The organism is Methanoculleus caldifontis, assembly GCF_032842345.1.
In the GTDB taxonomy this organism is placed as follows: Archaea; Halobacteriota; Methanomicrobia; order Methanomicrobiales; family Methanoculleaceae; genus Methanoculleus; species Methanoculleus caldifontis.
Genome location: NZ_WBKO01000001.1, coordinates 1,332,370 through 1,346,145, shown reverse-complemented (window position 1 = coordinate 1,346,145; position 13,776 = coordinate 1,332,370). Strand labels below are relative to the sequence as shown.

15 protein-coding genes are annotated in these 13,776 nt (G+C 63.9%); 6 read left to right on the top strand and 9 right to left on the bottom strand.

Annotated features, from left to right (window positions below; all coding sequences use genetic code 11):
* Positions 1 to 78: 78 nt before the first annotated feature.
* On the top strand, positions 79 to 1,041 hold the full coding sequence (locus F8E02_RS06835; protein ID WP_317064742.1) for a TIGR03557 family F420-dependent LLM class oxidoreductase: 963 nt from the start codon (positions 79 to 81) through the stop codon (positions 1,039 to 1,041).
* 641 nt (positions 1,042 to 1,682) lie between these two features.
* Here the strand turns inward: F8E02_RS06835 and F8E02_RS06830 are convergent.
* The 4 genes from F8E02_RS06830 to F8E02_RS06815 all read right to left on the bottom strand — a co-directional run bounded on the left by F8E02_RS06830 (position 1,683) and on the right by F8E02_RS06815 (position 5,166).
* Positions 1,683 to 2,021 (bottom strand): P-II family nitrogen regulator, encoded by a 339-nt coding sequence (locus F8E02_RS06830; RefSeq protein ID WP_317064741.1) that lies wholly within the window; start codon positions 2,019 to 2,021, stop codon positions 1,683 to 1,685.
* 9 nt (positions 2,022 to 2,030) lie between these two features.
* Positions 2,031 to 3,227 carry an ammonium transporter gene (locus F8E02_RS06825; protein WP_317064740.1) on the bottom strand — a complete coding sequence of 399 codons (1,197 nt, stop codon included), beginning with the start codon at positions 3,225 to 3,227 and terminating at the stop codon, positions 2,031 to 2,033.
* 393 nt (positions 3,228 to 3,620) lie between these two features.
* Positions 3,621 to 3,959 (bottom strand): P-II family nitrogen regulator, encoded by a 339-nt coding sequence (locus F8E02_RS06820; protein WP_317064739.1) that lies wholly within the window; start codon positions 3,957 to 3,959, stop codon positions 3,621 to 3,623.
* Between the two features lie 13 nt (positions 3,960 to 3,972).
* Positions 3,973 to 5,166 carry an ammonium transporter gene (locus F8E02_RS06815; RefSeq protein ID WP_317064738.1) on the bottom strand — a complete coding sequence of 398 codons (1,194 nt, stop codon included), beginning with the start codon at positions 5,164 to 5,166 and terminating at the stop codon, positions 3,973 to 3,975.
* A gap of 350 nt (positions 5,167 to 5,516) precedes the next feature.
* Here F8E02_RS06815 and F8E02_RS06810 point away from each other — a divergent pair, with 350 nt between their 5' ends.
* The 3 genes from F8E02_RS06810 (at position 5,517) to F8E02_RS06800 (ending at position 8,043) form a co-directional block, all read left to right on the top strand.
* Positions 5,517 to 6,935: an ammonium transporter gene (locus F8E02_RS06810; RefSeq protein WP_317064737.1), complete on the top strand. Its 1,419-nt coding sequence runs from the start codon at positions 5,517 to 5,519 to the stop codon at positions 6,933 to 6,935.
* The gene (locus F8E02_RS06805; RefSeq protein WP_317064736.1) at positions 6,932 to 7,270 is read left to right on the top strand and encodes a P-II family nitrogen regulator; all 339 of its coding nucleotides are present in this window, start codon (positions 6,932 to 6,934) and stop codon (positions 7,268 to 7,270) included. Before F8E02_RS06810 ends, F8E02_RS06805 begins: the two co-directional genes overlap by 4 nt.
* 215 nt (positions 7,271 to 7,485) lie before the next feature.
* Positions 7,486 to 8,043, top strand: coding sequence for a DUF2115 domain-containing protein (locus F8E02_RS06800; RefSeq protein WP_317064735.1), 558 nt, complete (start codon positions 7,486 to 7,488; stop codon positions 8,041 to 8,043).
* Positions 8,044 to 8,117: 74 nt separating this feature from the next.
* Here the strand turns inward: F8E02_RS06800 and F8E02_RS06795 are convergent, their stop codons facing one another.
* The 5 genes from F8E02_RS06795 to cobT all read right to left on the bottom strand — a co-directional run bounded on the left by F8E02_RS06795 (position 8,118) and on the right by cobT (position 12,059).
* The gene (locus F8E02_RS06795) at positions 8,118 to 8,645 is read right to left on the bottom strand and encodes a nitroreductase family protein (RefSeq protein WP_317064734.1); all 528 of its coding nucleotides are present in this window, start codon (positions 8,643 to 8,645) and stop codon (positions 8,118 to 8,120) included.
* Positions 8,646 to 8,724: 79 nt separating this feature from the next.
* A complete protein-coding gene (locus tag F8E02_RS06790; protein WP_317064733.1) occupies positions 8,725 to 9,927 on the bottom strand; it encodes a TraB/GumN family protein in 1,203 nt (400 codons plus the stop codon).
* Positions 9,920 to 10,462: a YkgJ family cysteine cluster protein gene (locus tag F8E02_RS06785; protein WP_317064732.1), complete on the bottom strand. Its 543-nt coding sequence runs from the start codon at positions 10,460 to 10,462 to the stop codon at positions 9,920 to 9,922. The genes F8E02_RS06790 and F8E02_RS06785 overlap by 8 nt, the downstream gene beginning before the upstream one ends.
* The gene (locus F8E02_RS06780) at positions 10,450 to 11,004 is read right to left on the bottom strand and encodes a GMP synthase subunit A (protein WP_317064731.1); all 555 of its coding nucleotides are present in this window, start codon (positions 11,002 to 11,004) and stop codon (positions 10,450 to 10,452) included. The genes F8E02_RS06785 and F8E02_RS06780 overlap by 13 nt, the downstream gene beginning before the upstream one ends.
* Before the next feature lie 38 nt (positions 11,005 to 11,042).
* Positions 11,043 to 12,059: a nicotinate mononucleotide-dependent phosphoribosyltransferase CobT gene (gene cobT, locus F8E02_RS06775; protein WP_317064730.1), complete on the bottom strand. Its 1,017-nt coding sequence runs from the start codon at positions 12,057 to 12,059 to the stop codon at positions 11,043 to 11,045.
* A 558-nt stretch (positions 12,060 to 12,617) separates the two neighbouring features.
* On the opposite strand from cobT, the gene F8E02_RS06770 reads away from it, so the two are divergent.
* Together F8E02_RS06770 and cobS are read left to right on the top strand one after the other, a co-directional pair.
* On the top strand, positions 12,618 to 13,061 hold the full coding sequence (locus F8E02_RS06770) for a phosphatidylglycerophosphatase A (RefSeq protein ID WP_317064729.1): 444 nt from the start codon (positions 12,618 to 12,620) through the stop codon (positions 13,059 to 13,061).
* Positions 13,058 to 13,768: an adenosylcobinamide-GDP ribazoletransferase gene (gene cobS, locus F8E02_RS06765; protein WP_317064728.1), complete on the top strand. Its 711-nt coding sequence runs from the start codon at positions 13,058 to 13,060 to the stop codon at positions 13,766 to 13,768. The genes F8E02_RS06770 and cobS overlap by 4 nt, the downstream gene beginning before the upstream one ends.
* Positions 13,769 to 13,776 lie beyond the last annotated feature (8 nt).

Genomic DNA, 13,776 nt, shown 5'->3' with positions numbered 1-13,776 from the left:
GGTAGCGGGCGCCCGCGCCGCCCCCGTGATGCCCGGAGAATACGGGAGCGGCCGATAGCGGCACGGATGTGATGACGGATGGTCGAGATAGGTTATAAACTGGCATGCGAGGAGCACGAACCCCTGGATCTCGTCTGCAACTCCCGGCAGGCGGAGGACGCCGGGTTTATGTTTGCCATGATATCGGATCACTACCACCCCTGGACGACCCGACAGGGACAGAGCCCGTTCGTCTGGGGCGTCATCGGCGGGATCTCTCAGGTGACGGCGGCCCTCCCGCTGGTGACGGGGGTCACCTGCCCGACGATACGGATTCACCCCGGCATCATCGCCCAGGCCGCCGCAACCGCCGCCATGATGATGCCGGGGAGGTTCGCTCTCGGCCTCGGGTCGGGCGAGAACCTGAACGAGCACGTCTTCGGCGACCGCTGGCCCCCGGCACCGATCAGGATAGAGATGCTTGAGGAGGCAGTGGAGGTTATCCGGACGCTCTGGAAGGGGGGGATGCAGGACTATTACGGCTCGTTCTACACGCTTGAGAACGCGCAGGTCTTCTCGCTTCCCGAGAAACTCCCCCCGATCTACATCGCGTCGGAAGGCCCGATCAGCGCGTCCATGGCCGCGCGGGTCGGTGACGGGTTCATCAATGCCGGCACCAACGACGAGGAGAGCCTTATCATCTTCCGGGACTCCGGGGGCGGCGATAAACCGGCATACGTCGAGGCCTCGGTCTGCTGGGCCGAGACCGAGGAGGAAGGACAGAGGACCGCTTACGAGCAGTGGCCGATACCGGCAAACACCGGGGAACTCAACAGGCTCCTCCCCACCCCCGTCCACTACGAGCAGGTGGCGAAGATGGCGACACCGGAGGATGTCGCAGAGCATGTCGTCTGCGGTCCCGACCCGGAGCCCTACATAAAAAAGATCGAGGAGAGCGTCAGGAAGGGGTTCGACCACGTCTGCATTCATCAGATCGGACAGCAGCAGCGGGAGTTCATGGAGTTCGCCGCAAAGGAGATCCTGCCGCAGTTCAGGGGGTGAGGGCGTTATAGGAGGGGTTGGGGAAGTGCAAACCCCGGGAAGGGCGAGCCCGGGAGGCAGAAAACATCAGTGTTTGTGAGTCTTGTTAGGTAAAACCTACAAATGAGGGAGATCCCAGTGCAGTGGACCGTGGGAGTATCGCCATTGGGGGAGGGGCTGACGGGGAGTGCGATGGGCGGAACGCCCGGAGCTCGAGCATCCGAAGGGTGCGGAGTGCGAGCGTAGCAAGCTAGAGCACCGATAGGTGCGAGGGGGGCATGCCCCCCTCCCCTGTCTCTACCTTGTACCTGGACACCTGTAACCCCCACCCCGCCGGCCTTCGGCCTCCTCCCCCGCCCCGAGGGGCGGGGGCAGTGCGTGGCGATAGGCGAGGTCCCCACGGGACATCGCTGGAGAAGACCGAAGGTCTTGGACTGGCGACGGGCCGAAGGTGTGACGGACGGCATGTCCGGAGCTTGAGAAACCGCTAGGCTTCGAGAACGGGAGCAGGAGCACCGAAGAACGACGTTCCTGAAGGAACGGAGTTTGAGCACCAGAGGTGCGAAGGTGCGAGTGGCAGCAAACTGAATGTCCGGAGCTTGACATTCTATGGCACCAACCGCCCCTCAAGGGCAAAGGCCCTCCGGAACAACCCAAAATAGTTATAGTTCGGCCGGATCCTCAAGGTCCGTCCGCACCCGGCAGATGCTCTCGATCGGACTGACGAAGATCCTGCCGTCTCCCGGCTTGCCGGTCCGGCCGTTCGCCCGGACGATGCCGATGACCTTCTCGACATCGGCATCCTTAACGGCCATCTCGATCTTCACCTTCGGGATGAGGTCGACCGGCATGGCTTTTCCCCGGAACTGCAGGGCAATGCCCTTCTGTTCCCCCCGACCCTTCACCTCGGTGACGGTCATTCCGATGATTCCCTCGGCTTCAAGGGCTTTTTTCACCTGTTCAAACTTTTCCGGCCTGATCACTGCAATGACTAACTTCATGATGCATCCCTAGACCTGAATGGACTCACCGTGCTGGGAGATGTCCAGCCCGACATACTCTTCGTCTTCACTCACCCGGAGACCCATCAGCGCATCGACACACCGTGCTATGACGTACGTCCCCGCAAACGAGAAGACCGTGACGGCTACGGCGCCGAACGCCTGCAGAAGGAACTGCTCTCCGGCTCCTGCGATGAGGCCGCTCACACCACCTATGGAAGCGATCGCAAAAATACCAATCGAAAGCGTTCCCCAGAACCCTCCCACGCCGTGGATTGCCCAGGCGTCCAGACTCTCGTCCAGGCCCTTCCTGATCCGGAAGAGCAGGGCGTAGTAACAGAGCAGACCGGAGACCGTGCCGATCACGACCGCCGCCAGGGGCCCGACAAATCCTGCCGCCGGGGTGATCGCGCCGAGTCCGGCAATGGCACCGCTGATCATGCCGAGCGAGCTCGGTTTGCCCCGGACCCATGACGCCCCCATCCATGCCAGCGCCCCGGACGCGGCGGAGATGTTGGTCACGACGAAGGCATTGGCCGCCAGGCCGTCGGCCGCCAGCGCGCTGCCGGCGTTGAACCCGAACCACCCGAACCACAGGAGCGCTCCTCCGAGCAGGGTCATCGGGATGTTGTGGGGATCCATGCTGTACTGCCCGAACCCGACGCGCTTCCCGATGACGAGCGCGAGTGCGAGCGCCGAGAAGCCTGCCGAGATATGGATGACGATGCCGCCCGCAAAGTCAACGATGCCCATCTGTGCAGCCCAGCCCCCGCCCCATACCCAGTGGGCGATCGGATCGTAGATCAGCGTCGTCCAGAGCAGGCCGAAGACGATGAACGAACTCAGCTTCACCCGTTCGGCGACCGCCGACGTGACGATGGCAAGGGCAATCGCAGCGAAGGCCATCTGGAAGACCATGAAGAGCAGGTCGGGGATGCCGTCGCCGGTTGTTCCGACGCCTTCAAGCCCGATGAACGTGAACGACCCGATGATCCCGGAGATATCGGGCCCAAAGGCCAGACTGTAGCCGAAGAAAACCCATTGAAGCGTAACGATCGAGAGTGCAACGAACGAGAGGGCAACCATCGAGATCAGGTTCTTTCGTCGAACTAATCCGCCGTAGAAGAGCCCCACTCCCGGCGTCATCAACATAACCAACGCTGTACAGATCAGAATAAACGCTGTATCGCCATTATCAAGCACCATGCTCCTTCCTCCTGGTGACAGATGGCGTTCGCTACCGGCTTGTGCCTCTTCTCGGACATCACGGACTTTTCACAAATCGGGACGAGACGAACGGCCCTGTCTCTTCACCCGGCCGGTGATCGCGCAGGATGTCTCTGCTGGGACCTCAAACGGACGGCTCTGCCGTGCGACAGTATACGGGGACGCTATACCGCCATCTGTTAGAAGGAAGTTGCTTTCCACATAATTTAAGCGTTTCTAATACACTTCGATGGCGAAAGAACCAAAGGGGGCCGGCAGATCCGGAGGGCCGGCGGGCAGGCCATCCACCAGGAGGAGCGTGGTGCGGCCCGCCTGCGGCCCCGGTTCGCATCGGATCAGGAGCAGAGCACGTTCGGAGGAGAGAAAAAAGGATTATTGGTCGACCGGGTCGACCTCGTCGGTCCGCACCTTGCACATGGTCTCGATGGGCATCACGAAGACCCGGCCGTCCCCGAACTTTCCGGTCCGCCCGTGCTCCCGGATGATCCGGATGACCTCGTCCACCTCTGCGCTCTTGACCACCATCTCGATCTTCATCTTGGGGATGAGATCGACCGGCACCGTCTTGCCCCTGAACTGGAGCGAGATCCCCTTCTGTGCTCCGCGCCCCCGCACTTCGCTGATGGTCATACCATAGATCCCGCTCGCCTCAAGGGCCGATTTTACCGAATCAAACTTCTCAGGCCTGATAATTGCCGTAACCATCTTCATGCCAATCACCGCCTCACAGCTGGGTCGATTCCCCATGCTGTGCGATATCCAACCCGACATATTCTTCCTCCTCGCTCACCCGGAGCCCCAGCGCCGTGTCGACGACTTTGGCAAGCACGAAGGTCACGACGAAGGCGTAGAGGACGACGACAGCCGCATCAACCAGTTGAATGACGAACTGGCCGAGGTTTCCGTAGAGCAGGCCATCGACACCGCCGACTGCCGCAACCGCAAAGATACCGGTCGCCAGAGCGCCCCAGAAACCACCGACGCCGTGGACGGCCCAGGCGTCCAGGCTCTCGTCCAGACCCTTCCGCATCCGGAAGAGCAGGGCCCAGTAGCAGATGATGCCTGCGACCGCACCGATCGCAATCGAAGCCATGGGATCGACGAACCCGGCCGCCGGAGTTATGGCGACAAGCCCGGCGAGGGCGCCGCTGATCATGCCGACCGAACTCGGCTTGCCGCGAATCCAGGCAGCGAAGAGCCAGGCAAGAGCCCCTGCGGCCGCGGCGATAATGGTGACAACGAAGGCGTTGGCTGCCAGGCCGTCGGCTGCCAGCGCGCTGCCGGCGTTGAACCCGAACCACCCGAACCACAGGAGCGCCCCTCCGAGCAGGGTCATCGGGATGTTGTGGGGCTCCATGCTGTACTGCCCGAACCCGACGCGCTTCCCGATGACGAGTGCGAGCGCGAGCGCGGAGAACCCGGAACTGATGTGGACGACCGTTCCGCCCGCGAAGTCCAGGGCCCCGAGCTGCGCTGCCCAGCCCCCACCCCACGCCCAGTGGGCGAGCGGGTCATACACCAGCGTCGTCCAGAGCAGGCCGAAGATGATGAACGAACTCAGCTTCACCCGTTCGGCGACCGCCGACGTGACGATGGCCAAAGTCAGCCCGGCAAAGACCAGCTGGAAGACCATGAAGAGCAGGTCGGGGATGCCGTCGCCGTCCATGCCGACGCCATGCAGGAAGACGTAATCGAGGTTTCCGATCAGCCCGCCGATATCGGACCCGAAGGCCAGACTGTAGCCGAAGATCACCCACTGGAGGGCGACGACGGCAAATGCAATGAACGCCAGCGCGATCATGGAGATGAAGTTCTTCCGCCGCACGAGCCCGCCGTAGAAGAGCCCCACGCCAGGAGTCATCAGCATGACCATAGCCGTACAGATGAGGACAAACGCCGTAGCACCGGAATCAATCATGCTCCGGCCCCCGGGACGTCCATTTCATAGAGGTAGCCGTCACCATACATTGGAAGGAAGTTACCTTCCTATGCATATAAAGTTTTTTAAAAAAAGGGCGATGCCGCCGATCCGACAGCCCCATCGCGCGCAGCGCAGGAACAGAGATCCCGCAAACACGATCGGAGCACCCCGGACAGATCCGCGCATAGGATACAGTACCGCCAGCCGGAGAGAGCAGTGCAGAAGTATCCGCGCCCCGACGGGCGACGCCCGGGAAGGCTGCTCACGCCGAGGGCCCCGCACAAAAATAGAAACACATAAATATGGTAGAAGGAAACTTCCTTCTACCATCTGATAGACAGGTGAGCATGGTGAGTCTAAAGCACGTACACATTATTCTGATTGTCGTCCTCCTGGCGATGCTCGTCACGCCGGCCCTGGCCCAGGACCCGACCGGCGCCGCGACCCTCGAGGACGACCCCGATGCACCCGTCAACTTTGCATGGACCTTGATCTGCGGATTCCTGGTCATGTTCATGCAGGCAGGGTTTGCAATGGTCGAGACAGGACTGACCCGGGCAAAAAACGCCGCAAACATCCTGATGAAGAACCTTGCGGACTTCTCGTTCGGCGCCCTCTCCTACTGGGCGGTCGGGTTCGCCCTGATGTTCGGCACAGCCTCCGGGATCACGGGGCTGCTCTTCGGCACGGACGGATTCTTCCTCCTCGGGGACGCCTATGACGTGAGCACCATCGAACTCTGGTTCTTCCAGATGGTCTTTGCGGCAACGGCAGCCACCATCGTCTCCGGAGCGGTGGCGGAGCGAGCGAAGTTCTCCACGTACCTGATAGCAAGCGTCGCCATCACCGCGCTCATCTACCCCATCTACGGGCACTGGTTATGGGGCGGCGGGTGGCTGAACGCCGCTGACTTCATGGTCGACCTCGGCGGCGGCTACGGCGCGCTCGACTTCGCCGGTTCCGGCGTCGTCCACGCCGTCGGCGGCTTCGTCGGCCTGGCAGGCGCCCTGCTCCTCGGCTCCCGGCTCGGGAAGTTCAGGAAAGACGGCACACCGGTAGCCATTCCGGGCCACGCCCTGCCGCTTGCCGTGCTCGGCGTCTTCATACTCTGGTTCGGCTGGTTCGGGTTCAACCCGGGAAGCACCCTCGCCGCCACCGAACTGCGGATCTCGGTCATCGCCGCCAACACCGTGCTCGCCTCCGCCGCGGGCGCGGTCACCACGATGTTCATCACCTGGTGGCGGTTCGGGAAACCCGACGTCAGCATGACCGGGAACGGGGTGCTCGGCGGCCTCGTCGCCATAACCGCATCCTGCGCGTGGGTGAGCCCGTGGGCTGCCGTCGTCATCGGCATCGTCGCCGGCATCGTCATCTACGTCGGCGTCTGGCTCCTCGACTGGGTGCTCCACATCGACGACCCGGTCGGCGCGGTCTCCGTGCATGGGTTCAACGGCGCCTGGGGGCTGCTCGCGCTCGGCATCTTTGCGGACGGCACCTACGGCGTGTACACCACCGAAGGTCCGATGGTGACCGGGCTGCTCTACGGCAACGCCGGATTCCTGGCCGTGCAGGCCATCAGCATGGTAGTGAACTTCGCCTGGGCGTTCGGGTTAGGGCTTATACTCTTCGCCGCCCTCAAGTATACGGTTGGCATCCGGGTCTCCCCGGCGGAAGAGATGCAGGGGCTTGACATCGGAGAACACGGGGTGAGCGCTTACCCGAACTTCGTTATCGCGGAACCCCCCCTGGATGGTGAGAAAGCATGAAGAAGATCGAAGCAATCATTCGGACAATGAGATTTGAGAGCGTCAAAAACGCTCTCGAAGATGCGGGATACGATTCCATGACCGTCACCGAGGTTAAAGGCCGCGGGCGGCAGAAGGGCATCACCCAGCAGTGGAGAGGGGCCGAGTACGTCGTCGACCTGATCCCCAAGACGAAGATCGAGATCGTGGTGGCGGATGCCGATGTCGAGAAAGTCGTCGATATCATCGCCGCCAGTGCGGTGACCGGCCAGATTGGAGACGGAAAGATCTTCATCATACCCCTTGAGGATGCGATCAGGGTCAGAACACGGGAGCGTGGCGACACGGCGCTGTGACCGCGACACCATGCCATACCCCCGGACCCTCCCCCCAGGCAGGCCAGGAGGGTAAGCCCGTGCGGCTCCCGGGCACCACACCTCTTTTTACACGTCCTCCCATCTTCAGGGCGGCACAACGTGCCGCCCGGCCGGATGAAGCATGACTGCACCCCCAGGGTCGCACCGGGGCATCATTGATGCACCCGGGGGTCGAATGTTATCCGCGTGATCCGATGAGCGCGACTCGTGGCCCGGCAGGCATCCGCCGTGCCTGCGCCCGTCTCCGGCCGGCAACGACGCGGAGGGAACTTGCGGCCGCCCTCTACCGCGAGGTCTCCGGCTACTCGCTCTTCGACCTCCAGGCGATGCGGGGCAGGATGGAGCGCGACCTCCAGTCCGTCCCCGCCGGGTACCGCCGGCGCCTCTACCCGCGGATGATGGAGATGATCTTTGAGACGCATCATACCCTGATCGCCACCATGCGCCGGGGCAACCCGGAGCTGGAGGACGGGCCGCTTGCAGAGGAGTTCCAGGACTTCTGCGGGATGGTCGAGAGGACATGCCTGAACACCGACGAAGAGGAGGAGCACCTTGAGCTCCTCTACTTCCTCCTTGCCGCGTTCAACATCTTCGTCCTCGGCCGCCCCGCCCACCCGGTGGGCACGCCCTTTCCCGGCGGGCTCGAGGTCGAGGTCAGGGACGGCGAGTACCTCTGCCCCGTCCGGGAGAAGGCCGACGACGTCTCAAACGCTCTCTGCCCCTACTGCCCGGCAAAGCAGAGCGAGGTTTGAGAAGAGCGGAGTCTCCGCACGAGTGCGCCAGGATCAGGCCAGGGCGGCAAAAAAAGTGGATTTATATGAGTGACTCACTCTTCTTCGTAGCGCTCGAAGAAGGCGACCTCGTCTATGACCTTCTTCTGCGCGATCTTGATCTCTTCGGGGTATCCCGCGGGGATGAGGGAGACGAGCGCATACCCTTCAGGGACGTTGAGGAGTTTCCGGACGTCCTCGGCGTAGTCCTTCTTCTCCCCCGCAACCCAGCAGGACCCGACCCCCCATGCCTGGAGCGCGAGGAGGATCTGCACCGTGGCCGCACAGCAGTCTTCAAGATAGTACTTCGCGTCCCTTCTTCCAAAGACGGCGAAGCAGATGGGCGCATCGGCGATGAACCTGCCGTTCTCGGCCAGGCCCGCGATCGCAGCCAGCGTCTCGCGGTTCTGGATGGTCCCAAAGAGCCAGGGCTGCTCGTTTCGTGCGGTCGGAGCAAGGCGCGCGCAGTCGAGGGCATCCTTGACGATCTTCTCCTCGATCGGCTTGTCCTTGTACTTCCGGACGCTGTGCCTGCTCCGTATGACCGTGACACCGAGATTAACCGTTCCACCAATCGGACTCATGCAACGATGGTGGGCACTCCTGGCCTAAATACCTTGGGGAAACGGGGGTCGGAAGACCCCCGGGCAGGAGAGCAGCCGCCTAGAAGAGGCCCTGTATCAGCTGCAGCATATTCGAGAAGCCGTCGACGATGACCGTGGCAGGGTCGATCCCGAGCACCGGAAAGATGAACAGGAAGTAGGCGAAGGTCCCGATCGTGCTTCCGACGTTCGCAAGAGCGGCGACCAGCACCACCCGGAAGAGCGGGATCCTCCGCATCTCCGAGAGCGTCTCCGCCGCGAGGATCTGCCGGAACTCACCGGCGGCCGGCTTTCTGATCTTCGCCTCGACGATGGCGGCAAACCACCCCGCCGCGAGCAGCGGGTTGAGCGACGTCATCCAGGAGACGGCAAACGCCGTGGCTGCCGAGAGGGGGTGCCCCCCCGCAAGCAGGGTGAATCCCGCACTCAGGATCCCGTTGATCAGGATCCAGTAGAGGAGGGCGGCGAGCAGGACGTTGAGCCCCACGCCGGAGAGGGCAATTGCCGCGATCAGGAGGAGGAAGAGGGCGGTGACGGCCACGCCGAGGATCTTCGCCCACGGCAGGCCGCCCTTCGACTCGGCAGTAAGGGTTGCAAGCGGGGGCAGCGTCGCCGGCGCATCGAGGTAGCGCTCCACCCCCCGGATGTGCCCGGCACCGACGACCGCGAGCACCCGCTCGTACCGCCCGCCGAGCATCAGGATCTGGTGCGCGAGGTACGCGTCCCGTTCATCGATCAGGGCGCGGGCACCGTGCGGAGAGAACTTACGGAACTCCTCCATCGCGGCGCTCACCACGTCCTGGTCGATGAGTTCGTCCACCTCGATCTGCTGCCTCTCGACGCTCACGAGCGAGTAGACCAGGGCCCCGGTGAGCTTGATCTTCTCCCAGACCCCCATCCTGCCCCAGAACCGGGCAAGCGTGATCCGGATATCCCGGTCGATGAGCGCCACGGGCTTCTGGTGCGCTTTGGCCTCATCGATGGCGGCCAGCATCTCGGCACCGGGCTTCACGCCGGTCTCGGCGCCGATCCGCTGCTGGATGTAGGCGAGCACCCACTGGACGAGGAGCCGGCCGAAGTTCCCGCCTTTGAGGATCTCGGTGATCGGGGGCTCCTCGGTCGTCTCCTGCGTGAGCGAGACATACCTGCCCTGGTCGAGCTCGACACCGACGATATCGGGCTGGAACTCCTCGATCGCGGCCCGGACTTCATCGACACTCTTCTGCGAGACGTGGGCGGTCCCGACGAGACGGATCTCAGCCATGGACCACCTTCACGCCTTCGCTGTCGATCACGGCACGCCTCCCCGGCGGCACCGTCGTTCTCTCGAAGACTCCGCGGAGACCGGCCTCCTCCGCCCCCTCTGCCGCCTGCCGACTGCAAAGGTCGGCACCGAGAGCCTGCGCGTCGCGGGGGGAGATGGGCGCCCCGATGCCGGGACACTCGGAGACCATCAGGTCGTCATCCACGAGCATGAACGGGTACGTGCGGCAGATCCAGGGGCGATGGGCGTAGATGGAGCACCGTCCTTCGCAGAGAAAGATGCAGGCGTCGGCAGTGCGGCGGACGCACCAGGCGAGCGTGTATTCCCCGCCGTTTCCGGCATCGATGAACTCGGGGTACGGCTCGGCGACCTCGTCCCAGGCCATAGTGGTCGCAGCCATGATCGCCCGGACCTCAGCAGGGCTCACCAGCACCAGGTTCGAGTCCTCAGCGACCCGCCGGCAGCAGGCCCCGCACCCCCGGCAGCGGAACCCGATGGTTCCGACCCTGCCTGCAACATCGTCTACTCCGAGCATATCCGGTTGAAGTTCTCAAGGAGAAGCCGTCCATTGACGGTATGACTGACCTCCGGGTGCCACTGGACACCGTAGAGGCGTTCATCGGGAGACGCCATCGACTCCACGCCACAGATAGCCGATTCCGCGAGCCGGACAAACCCTTCCGGGACCACCGAGACCTCATCCGCGTGAGACGCCCAGACCTGCATCCTCTCCGGGTAGCCCTGGAGGATGCCGTCCCGGTCGAGGACATCGACCTCGACCGCGCCGAACCCCCCGCTTGCCCCCCGGCGGACGGCGCCGCCGCGGGCCGTCGCCATGATGTGCAGCCCGAGGCAGATGCCGAGGACCGGGAGGCCGAGATCAAGGTACGCGGGAGCGGCCCCGATGCGATCGAGGGTCGGGCCGCCGCCGAGGATGATACCCCGGCAGCCCCGGGCGACCTCGGCAGGGGGGGTCTCGTTTGAGATCATCGTGGCCTCGACGTCCATGTCGCGGAGCGCCCTGAGGATCAGGTGATTGAACTGTCCGTGATTGTTGACCACATAGAGTGGAAGCATTGCTTATAAGATGGGTGTAAAAAGGTATAGTCCTTCCCTCAGGCATACTGCCCGACGAAATCAAAGACTTTTCTCGTGATCGCCTCGGGCTCGTGGCCCATAAGATAGGCAAGCGTCAGGGCGCCGCCGGCCCCCATCCCCTCCTTGACTTCGCCGATGCAGTAGCGGGCGAGGCCGGGATGCCCGATGCCGGCGAAGTTCGGGTCGACGAAGTAGGCCCTGGTGCCGACGTCAGCGACCGACCGCGAGAACCCGGCGGAAGGATCGTCCCTGACGTAGACCGTCGTCGCAAGGTGCGGCACCCTCTTCCCGAGCGCCTTCAGGGTAGCCGCGACGGCAAGCATCTGCGTCCCGCCGGCAAAGAGGATATCCCCGGCATACGCGCTCGCGATCCCTGCCGCGACCGGCATCATGGGGTCGCCCGCGGCACGGAGGATCTCCAGGGGCTCTCTCGCACCGGTCTTTCGGACCCGGGCAAGCACCTCCCTGCAGACGGCATCCTTCAGGCCGAGAGGGTTCTCGGCGAAGGCGCTGCTGACCGAGGCATCGTAGCCGAGCGCCCGGAGGACACAGAGAGCGGTCGTCGTCCCGCCGGGGACGCACTCGCCGAGCATCAGGAGGTCGCTATACTGCGAGAGCAGTCTGCCGACCATCTCCCCGCGCTCGAAGAGGAGCGCCGCCTGCGGCACCGCGTCCTCCACCCGCGGATCGCCGCCCGCGCTCCCGTAGACGTCGAGACAGGGGACGGTGGGAGAGTGGGCGAGCCCGGCGTTGATGATGACGGGGGCGAGACCGGTCAGTTCCATCATGGACCGGGTGATGGTCGCGGGCGTCGGGCACCCGGTAGGGGTGTTCGGCCGGGCCGGGACGCTCGTGATCGCGCCGGTGGTGACCAGTTCCGCGTCGAGAACCGGCGTGAGCAGGGTCTTTTCCGGGGTAGGCCCGGCGCCCGATATGCCGGGGACGGTGGAGAGCATGGTATTGCCGAGGACCAGCGCCATCATCGGGCGGCGAGGCCGGAATCCGGGATCTTCGGAGAGGAAGGGGTGAGACATTACGTACAGGGTTGGCGCCGCGGGATGGAAGAGGTTACGGTAGGGGGCGGGACGGAGTGCGCCCGCGAGCCGCGGGCTTCGGGTGCTCGAACTTCAGAGAGCCCTGAACAGGTGTGATCTCACGCGAAGGCGCGAAGCCGCGAAGAACGTGAAGGAGCCGATCAGGAGCCAATCAATGCTCCGACTTCGCGCCTTCGCGGCTTCGCGTGAGCCCGTGTGGCATCACGCCAGATCAGGTTCAAACTCCGGCCGCTCCGGCCGCTCGCACCTGCGGCGCTAAGGCCTTTTTGCCCGTCGCACTCGAAAACGCTTCGCGTTTTCTCAAGCTCCGGCCGCTCGCGCCTGCGGTGCTAAGGCTCTTTCGCCCGCCGCACTCGAAAACGCTTCGCGTTTTCTCAAGCTCCGGCCGCTCGCGCCTGCGGCGCTAAGGCCTTTTTGCCCGTCGCACTCGAAAACGCTTCGCGTTTTCTCAAGCTCCGGCCGCTCGCGCCTGCGGGCGCGAGCGCCCGTCGCAAATTACCAAACGCCAAAATACCTCCCGGTGCCAATACTTCAACGATGTTCGAGATAGAGCGCAGGCTGGAGGAGAAAGGCATCACGAGGAGCGATATCGTCGCCTCCGCGATGGAACTCTACGTCTCCCACGGGATCAGTGCGGACGAGGCTGCAAGCAGGCTGGATGCGAAGATAGAGAAGGCCCTCCGGGACCCGAACGTCTCGTCCCTCCTCCTTTCCGCCGTCCTGCTCGAGGACGAACTCTACTGGAAGCGGAAGAACTCCGAGATCGCCGACGACCCGGTCTTCCTGCTCTCCGACGAGATCATCGGGATGGCTATTGCGGAAGTTATCGGGGGAACCTATGCGCGGTTCGAGTTCACCCGCTACGACCAGAAGAAGCCGGGAATCCTCGCCAAACTCGGACCGTTCCTCGACGACGCCGTCGCCGGGCTGATCGCGGGCTGCACGTCGCGCCTCTACAGCGAGTCGATGGGATCGATGTGAAATCCGTCCTCGCCCTCCTGCAGTTCTGCACCTCGCTCCCCCTGGGGAGACCGGTCGAGTTCGACCACTTCGCCCGCCGCTCCTACCTGTACCCGATAGCCGGGTACGTGATCGGCGGGATAGCGGCCGCCGTCGTCTCCGTGATAGCCTCGCCGGTGGTGGGCGCGGCCGTCGCCCTCGCCACGGCGCTCGTCCTCTCCGGGTGCAACCACTTCGACGGGCTGCTGGACTTCGGCGACGGGCTCATGGCCCACGGGAGCCGGGAGAAGAGGATCGCCGCCATGACCGACCGGACCACCGGGGCCGGCGCCGTCGCGGCAGGGATCATCGTCACGCTCATCGCGTTCTCAGGCCTCCAGACCGTCGCGTACCTCCCGGCAGCCATCCTCATCGCCGAGGTCTGCGCAAAGACCGCGATGTCCTATCTCACGACGCTCGGCGCACCGTTCCGCGAAGGGATCCACTCCTACCTCCACCAGTTTGCACGGCCGTGGTTTCTCGTCCCGGCAACGCTGCTCACGCTCCCCCTCTTCCTGCTGCCGGTACCCCCGGCAGGTGTCGCGCTCGCCCTCGCGGTCACGGCCGCCATCGTCGCACTGATGCTCTTTCTCTCCCGGCGCCTCTTTGGCGGGGTGAACGGCGACGTCGTCGGCGCCTCAAACGAGATCGTCAGAGCCGGCGTCATTCTCCTCCTTGCACTCCTGTAACTACCTTT

What these genes read in the sequence shown, in the direction of transcription:
- F8E02_RS06825 (WP_317064740.1), bottom strand. Translation starts at nt 3,227, where the DNA reads ATGGTGCTTGATAATGGCGATACAGCGTTTATTCTGATCTGTACAGCG.
- F8E02_RS06790 (WP_317064733.1), bottom strand. Translation starts at nt 9,927, where the DNA reads ATGGCTGAGATCCGTCTCGTCGGGACCGCCCACGTCTCGCAGAAGAGT.
- F8E02_RS06770 (WP_317064729.1), top strand. Translation starts at nt 12,618, where the DNA reads ATGTTCGAGATAGAGCGCAGGCTGGAGGAGAAAGGCATCACGAGGAGC.
- F8E02_RS06830 (WP_317064741.1), bottom strand. Translation starts at nt 2,021, where the DNA reads ATGAAGTTAGTCATTGCAGTGATCAGGCCGGAAAAGTTTGAACAGGTG.
- F8E02_RS06820 (WP_317064739.1), bottom strand. Translation starts at nt 3,959, where the DNA reads ATGAAGATGGTTACGGCAATTATCAGGCCTGAGAAGTTTGATTCGGTA.
- F8E02_RS06785 (WP_317064732.1), bottom strand. Translation starts at nt 10,462, where the DNA reads ATGCTCGGAGTAGACGATGTTGCAGGCAGGGTCGGAACCATCGGGTTC.
- cobT (WP_317064730.1), bottom strand. Translation starts at nt 12,059, where the DNA reads ATGTCTCACCCCTTCCTCTCCGAAGATCCCGGATTCCGGCCTCGCCGC.
- F8E02_RS06795 (WP_317064734.1), bottom strand. Translation starts at nt 8,645, where the DNA reads ATGAGTCCGATTGGTGGAACGGTTAATCTCGGTGTCACGGTCATACGG.
- F8E02_RS06800 (WP_317064735.1), top strand. Translation starts at nt 7,486, where the DNA reads ATGAGCGCGACTCGTGGCCCGGCAGGCATCCGCCGTGCCTGCGCCCGT.
- F8E02_RS06780 (WP_317064731.1), bottom strand. Translation starts at nt 11,004, where the DNA reads ATGCTTCCACTCTATGTGGTCAACAATCACGGACAGTTCAATCACCTG.
- F8E02_RS06835 (WP_317064742.1), top strand. Translation starts at nt 79, where the DNA reads ATGGTCGAGATAGGTTATAAACTGGCATGCGAGGAGCACGAACCCCTG.
- F8E02_RS06815 (WP_317064738.1), bottom strand. Translation starts at nt 5,166, where the DNA reads ATGATTGATTCCGGTGCTACGGCGTTTGTCCTCATCTGTACGGCTATG.
- F8E02_RS06805 (WP_317064736.1), top strand. Translation starts at nt 6,932, where the DNA reads ATGAAGAAGATCGAAGCAATCATTCGGACAATGAGATTTGAGAGCGTC.
- F8E02_RS06810 (WP_317064737.1), top strand. Translation starts at nt 5,517, where the DNA reads ATGGTGAGTCTAAAGCACGTACACATTATTCTGATTGTCGTCCTCCTG.